General features: G+C 63.2%; 4 protein-coding genes. All 4 read left to right on the top strand.

Annotation, left to right across the window (positions count from 1 at the left end; translation table 11 throughout):
* The first annotated feature begins 611 nt into the window (after positions 1 to 611).
* The 4 genes from ACZYOF_RS29870 to ACZYOF_RS29855 all read left to right on the top strand — a co-directional run bounded on the left by ACZYOF_RS29870 (position 612) and on the right by ACZYOF_RS29855 (position 6375).
* Positions 612 to 2870 carry a fused MFS/spermidine synthase gene (locus tag ACZYOF_RS29870; protein ID WP_463718008.1) on the top strand — a complete coding sequence of 753 codons (2259 nt, stop codon included), beginning with the start codon at positions 612 to 614 and terminating at the stop codon, positions 2868 to 2870.
* Positions 2871 to 3109: 239 nt separating this feature from the next.
* Entirely contained in the window at positions 3110 to 3949 is an 840-nt protein-coding gene (locus ACZYOF_RS29865; RefSeq protein WP_463718007.1) for an acyl-CoA desaturase, read from the top strand.
* A 58-nt stretch (positions 3950 to 4007) separates the two neighbouring features.
* Complete coding sequence (locus ACZYOF_RS29860; RefSeq protein WP_463718006.1) at positions 4008 to 5390, top strand: MBOAT family O-acyltransferase; 1383 nt, start codon at positions 4008 to 4010, stop codon at positions 5388 to 5390.
* Entirely contained in the window at positions 5365 to 6375 is a 1011-nt protein-coding gene (locus ACZYOF_RS29855) for a hypothetical protein (protein ID WP_165421092.1), read from the top strand. Before ACZYOF_RS29860 ends, ACZYOF_RS29855 begins: the two co-directional genes overlap by 26 nt.
* Positions 6376 to 6465: the final 90 nt, after the last annotated feature.

The following is a 6465-nucleotide window of genomic DNA, read 5'->3' as shown; positions in this document are numbered from 1 at the left end:
AAGCCGTAACACCATCGCGCAGGGAAAGCCGGAATGCTTCGGTTGAACCTGTGGTCCTACCCCCGTGCTTTTTGTTGCACGGGACCCACGGGTGCAACCAGCACCCGGCTTTCCCTGCGCCCTCTGTTCAATGAGAGGGTGGAACGAGATGCAAACCTCGGGCGCAAAACGCCGCGAGAATGCGGACGCACATCTTCTCCGCTGTTTTGGAATCGTAGGATGGGTAGAGCGCAGCGAAACCCATCATTCGCGCGGCTTGCTCCATCGCGATGGGTTTCGCTGCGCTCTACCCATCCTATGGATTTGCTGTTTGATATTTGAACCAGACCTCACCCGTGTCATTGCGAGCGCAGCGAAGCAATCCACGTCTCCACTTGCGGCGCTATGGATTGCTTCGCTGCGCTCGCAATGACGGGAGAGAGCGGTGGCATGGCGAGGTACCCAGTTATGAAACCGTCATGTCGGCGTGCTGCTGTTCCGCGCCGGCACATCGTCAAGTCCACGTTACCTGGTTACATTGCCGGCCATGCTGCCATATGCTCAATTGAAACCTCTGGCGTGCATTCGCCGGAAATCTCGCCGGCGTCCGCCGGACCCAAGCCGGAGCTTTCATGATTTCTAAGCCGTCCGCCGCGCGAAACCGGCTGGTATTGATCGCCTACACCACAGCGATCTTCGTCAGTGCGCTCCTGTTGTTCTCGGTGCAGCCGCTGTTCACCAAGATGGTGCTGCCGCGGCTCGGCGGCTCGCCGGCGGTGTGGTCGGTGGCGATGGTGTTCTTCCAGTCGCTGCTGCTCGCGGGCTACGCCTACGCGCATTACCTGATGAAGATGAACAACCGCGCCGCTCCGGTCGCGGTGCATCTGCTGCTTTTGGTCGCGGCGATGCTGACGCTGCCGCTTGCGATCCGGAGCGGCTGGGGTGATCCGCCGACATCAGGTTACGCGTTCTGGTTGCTCGGCCTGTTCGCGGTCTCGATCGGCCTGCCGTTCTTCGCGCTCGCTGCCAACAACCCGCTGCTGCAGGCCTGGTTCGTGCGCACCGGCCATCCCAACGGTCCCGATCCGTACTTCCTCTACGCATCCTCGAACATCGGCAGCTTCCTCGCGCTGTTGTCCTATCCGGTGCTGCTGGAGCCGATGTTCACGCTGCGCACGCAGAACCTGATCTGGACCGGTGGCTATGGCCTGTTGATCCTGCTGATCGCGTGCTGCGGCGTGCTGCTGTTGCGTTCGCCTGCGAGCGCGGCAGCGCTGAATTTGCCGGCTGATGATGCCGATGCGCCGCCGCCCTCCTGGCTGCTGCGCTTGCGCTGGATCTTCCTGGCCGCGGTGCCCTCGGGCCTTCTGATCGCGGTGACCGCGCATATCTCGACCGACGTCGCCGCAGCGCCGCTGCTCTGGGTCTTGCCGCTGTCGCTTTACCTCTTGACCTGGGTGCTGGTGTTCCAGTCGCGCCCGCTGTTTCCGCACAAATGGATGCTGATGCTGCAGCCGCTCGCGATCGCGGGCGTCGTCATCCTGCTTGCGGTCGGTGGCGAACAGAATCTGCTGCTGACGCTCGGCGGCCATCAGCTCTGCTTCTTCATCATCGCGATGGCCAGCCATGGCGAATTGGCGCGGACCCGGCCGGCGGCAAAATACCTTACCGGCTTCTACGTCGCGCTGTCGTTCGGCGGCATGGTCGGCGGCCTGTTCGCAGGCCTGATCGCGCCGTTCACCTTCTCATGGGTGGCCGAATATCCGATCCTGCTTGCGCTCGCCGCGCTGTGCCGGCCTTCCGGGGATGAGCGGCTGCCGCGCTGGAGCGCCTGGTACTGGCCGTTCCTTGCCGTGCTCGCGGTGGCGCTGATCGCGCCGTCCTATTCAACCGGGACGCTGTTCAACTGGTTCGACGAGCGGCGGGCGTGGGTGATCGGCGCGGTCGGCGTGCTTTCGGCGCTGCTGGCGCTCGCGGTCAACGCCAACCGCTGGAAGATCTTCGCCACCGTCGTGGTCGCGCTGCTGCTGTTACGCGCTTACCCCTCCGATGAAGGGCGGGTCGAGACCGTGCGCAGCTTCTTCGGCGTGCACAAGATCGTGGTGACGCCGAACGGCCAGTATCACGTGCTGATGCATGGCACCACCATTCACGGCGCCGAGCGATTCAAGAATGACGACGGCACGCCGGCAACCGGGCGGCCCGAACCCATCACCTATTATCACAAGGACGGCGGTATCGGGCAGGCGATCACGGCGATGCGCGAGCGCAAGGGCGCTCCGCTCAGGGTCGCCGTGATCGGGCTCGGCTCAGGCACGCTCACTTGCGCCGCGGAGCCGGGCGAGCAATGGAAGTTCTTCGAGATCGACCAGACCATGGTCGATACCGCGCGCGATCCGAAGTATTTCACCTACATCCAGAATTGCGCCCCCGATCTGAAGCCGGTGATCGGCGATGCCAGGCTCACCTTCGCCCGCGAGCCGGATGGCATCTACGACCTCATCATCGTCGATGCCTACTCATCCGACGCGATCCCGATCCATCTGGCGACGGAGGAGGCGATGGCGATTTACAAGGCGAAGCTGGCGCCACAGGGCGCGGTGGTGATGCATGTCTCCAACCGCCACCTCGAGCTTTCCAGCGTCGTGGTCGGCATTGCCGAAGCCAACGACCTCAAGAGCTGGGTCTACAGCGAGGATTCCGGCCGCGACAGCGAATACATTTTCTCGACCTCGGTGGTAATCTCCGCACGCGAGGAGGACGATGTCGGCAAGCTCGCCTCGTCCGACCAGTGGAGCGAGACCGAGGCCGATGAAAAGCAGCAGGTCTGGACCGACGATTATTCCAACATCCTGGGCGCGGTTTACCGGCGATTGCGCGACGGCGAGTAGTGAGCTCGATATTTTTGCAACACCCGCCGCCCGCGTTCGCGGTTTGGCGCCACAACCCGCCGCAACGGTTGCGGCGCGGGGGCGGACTCTATACTGATGGAACTTGTTTCCCAATTGTTCCATTAGTCATGCGCGACCATCGGATTATCCGGAGCCGGCATTTTCATCGATTGCAGCGGCGGCATTTCATCCTGTTTGATGTTTTGCCATTCATCGGGACATTGATCGCGGTTGCGGCCTTGTTCTACCGCCCCATCGGGGCGCTCGAAATCAGCCTGTTTTTTGGGATGTGGCTGGTCACGGGCCTCGGCCTCACCGTCGGCTATCACCGGTTGTTCACGCACCGCGCCTTCGCGACCGGCACGGCGGTGAGCGCGATGCTGATCATCATGGGCTCGATGGCCGGGCGGGGGCCAATGGTATCCTGGGCCGCCATGCATCGTCGCCACCATGAGGTCAGCGATCACGATGGCGACCTGCATTCGCCCAATCTGCATGGCGAGAGCTTCCTCGGCCGCCTGCGCGGCTTCCTGCATGCGCATTTGACCTGGATGATCGAGCATGATTATCCGAACGTCGCCCACTACGTTCCGGACCTGATGGCGCAGCCGACGCTGGTCCGGGTCAACAGCTATTATTACGTCTGGCTGCTGCTGGGGCTGTTGATCCCGACCGCCATTGGCGGGCTGGTCGCTGGCAGCCTGTGGGGCGCGGTGGCCGGGTTCCTCTGGGGCGGCGTGGTGCGCATGTTTGCGGTCGAACAGGCGATGTCGGCGATCAACTCCGTCATGCACACATTCGGCGCACGTCCCTACCGCACCAGGGGTGACAACAGCCGCAATCTCGGCGTAATGGCATGGTTGGCGTGGGGCGAGGGGTGGCACAACAATCACCATGCCTTCCCTTATTCGGCGGCGTTCGGGTTGCGATGGTTCGAATTCGATCCGGGCTATCTCTTCATCCGATTGCTCGCCGCGCTGGGACTGGCCTGGAATGTCAAGGTGCCGAGTGCGGAGAAGATCGCGCTGCGCCGGCTGCACGAGCCGGCGCCCGAACTGGCCGAGCTCGAGCACGGATAGTCGTCGGCTTCCGGCGGATAAGGTGAGTAACCCGGGTCATGCCTGAGATCGCCGGCTGATGCTGTTCAACGACTACCCCTTCCTGCTGGGCTTCCTGCCGGCGGCAATCCTGATCTATCGATTGGTCGATCCGCATCCGCAGTGGCGGATCTGGACGCTGGTCGCGATGTCGCTGGTCTTCTACGCCTACGGCAATCCGCCCTTCGTCCTGCTCCTGATCCTGTCGATCCTGATCAACTGGTTCGCGGCGATGACGTATGCCAGGACCAAGATGTCGTGGATCATCACCGCCGCAATCGTCGCCAATCTCGCCGTCCTCGGCTGGTTCAAATACGCCAACTTCCTCGCCTACAATATCGGCCTTGCGCTGGGCCGGCCGATGCCGGTGCTCGACATCGTGCTGCCGCTCGGCATCTCCTTCTTCACCTTCCACCACATCATGTATCTGGTCGACCTGCGCAAGGGAAAGGCGCCGACCTATTCGCTGAACCGCTACGCGCTCTACATTTCCTTCTTCCCGCAGGCGCTCGCCGGACCGCTGGTGCGCTGGTCGCAGGTGATGGAGCAGTTCGGCAAGAAGGTCTATGCGCCGGGCTGGCAGCGCGAGTTCTGCATCGGCATCGCCTTCATCCTGATCGGGCTGGTCGAAAAGATCCTGCTCGGCGACCGCATCGCGCGGCTGATCGATCCCATCTATGCGCGGGCGCTTGAAGGTCCGGTGAGCAATGGCGACGCATGGCTGGCGCTCGCCTTCGCCATCCAGATCCTCTACGACTTCGCCGGCTATTCCGACATCGCGGTCGGGCTCGGCCTGCTGTTCGGCGTCAAGCTGCCGTACAATTTCGATGCGCCGTTCCGTTCCACCAGCATCCAGGATTTCTGGCAGCGCTGGCACATCACCTTGATGACGTTCCTGCGCGAATACCTGTTCTTTCCGCTCGCCAACAAGCGCATGGTGCCGCGGCGCTTCTACCAACTGCAATATTTCGCTGTGATGGTGCTGACCATGGCGCTGTGCGGCCTCTGGCATGGCGCGAGCTGGACCTTCGTGCTGTGGGGCACGCTGCATGGCCTGGCGCTGGTCGTCTGCTCGCTGTGGCGCCGCTACGGGCCGCGGCTGCCCGCGCTCGCCGGATGGGCGCTGACGGTGATTTTCGTGCTGCTGACCGGCGTGTTCTTCCGCGCCGGCACGCTGGATGCAGCGTTGAACATCTTCCACGGCCTCGCCGTGCCGCCCAATCTGTCGGAGGGCAAGCATCTGTGGCCGCTCGTGGTCGTTCCGCTGATGGCCTTCCTGCTGCCGGCAACCCAGGACATCGTCGAACGCGTGATGCAGCGGCCGCGCCCCTGGCTTGGCGCGGTGGCCGGCCTCGGCCTGCTCGCCATCCTGATCGTGCTCGGAGAAGGGAACGTTCGTGGCTTCGCTTACTACCAGTTCTGACACGTCGCCCGAATGGGGCCGCTGCCTGGCCAACTGCGTCGGCACGCTCGTTGGCGGCTTAGTGCTGCTCTACGCGCTGATGATCCTGGTCGACCCCTATGACAGCGGAAGGTTCGGCGTGCTCGGCATCGATGGCGTCAACGATCGCAACACGCTCACCTCGGCGGCCAGCCGCGCGCGCGATCCCAATTTCGATTCCGCCATCATCGGCAATTCGACCGCGCAGATGCTTGAACCGACGGAGCTGTCAAAGGCGACCGGCCTGCGCTTCGTGCAGCTCTACATGACCGGCGCCAATCCGCACGAGCAGCTCATGCTGGTCGATTTTTTCCTGAAGCATCACAAGCGGGTGGGCGCATTTGTGTTCGTCGTCGATCCCTGGTGGTGCCATCACGTCCCCATCCAATCGCCGCCGGGCACCTTCCCCGATTGGCTCTACAGCGAAAGCCCGCTCGTCTACGCGACGCACCTGCTGTCCTGGACCACGATCGAGCACACGTTCCAACGTTTCTCGATCGGCCTCGGCTGGCACCATCGCAGGGATCCCACCGGCTTCTTCAGCTACGAGGACATCTGGCTGCCCGGCACCTTCCGCGAAATCAGCCCGCCACGCGATCCGCTGCCTGCGGCCACCATCGCGGAGCGCGAGACGCTTCCCGACGTCGCGCGGCTCGATGCGCTGGTCAAGAGGCTTCCAGCCGAGACCAGTGTCGTCATCGTCGTGCCGCCGACCCTGCAAAGCAAGATGCCGCAGCCCGGCACGCCCGCCGCCGCGGACCGTGAGGCGTGTAACGCGGCTCTGAAGCGTGTCGTGGCCGGCCGGCCGAACAGCAATTTCATCAACTATCGCATCGACAACGCGCTGACCCGCGACCGTGCGAATTTTGCGGATTTCATCCACTACCGCCCGAGCATCGCGACCAAGATCATGGAAGGCATCGCCGCCAGCATCCGCGATGGCGAGGCGGCGAAGATCGACTTCTGATGATCGTTCTCCCTGTCATGCCCCGCGAAGGCGGGGGCATCCAGTAACCGGCGGCCTCTCGACTCAAGCACTACTGCCTCTGGAATACTG

It is taken from the genome of Bradyrhizobium sp. LeoA1Lang, from assembly GCF_055413685.1.
The sequence above is the reverse complement of the archived record's forward strand: the minus strand, read 5'-3'. Positions and strand labels throughout refer to the sequence as shown.

Excerpts from the sequence above, each read along its gene's own strand:
- ACZYOF_RS29860 (WP_463718006.1), top strand. The coding sequence starts at position 4,008 with ATGCTGTTCAACGACTACCCCTTCCTGCTGGGCTTCCTGCCGGCGGCA.
- ACZYOF_RS29870 (WP_463718008.1), top strand. The coding sequence starts at position 612 with ATGATTTCTAAGCCGTCCGCCGCGCGAAACCGGCTGGTATTGATCGCC.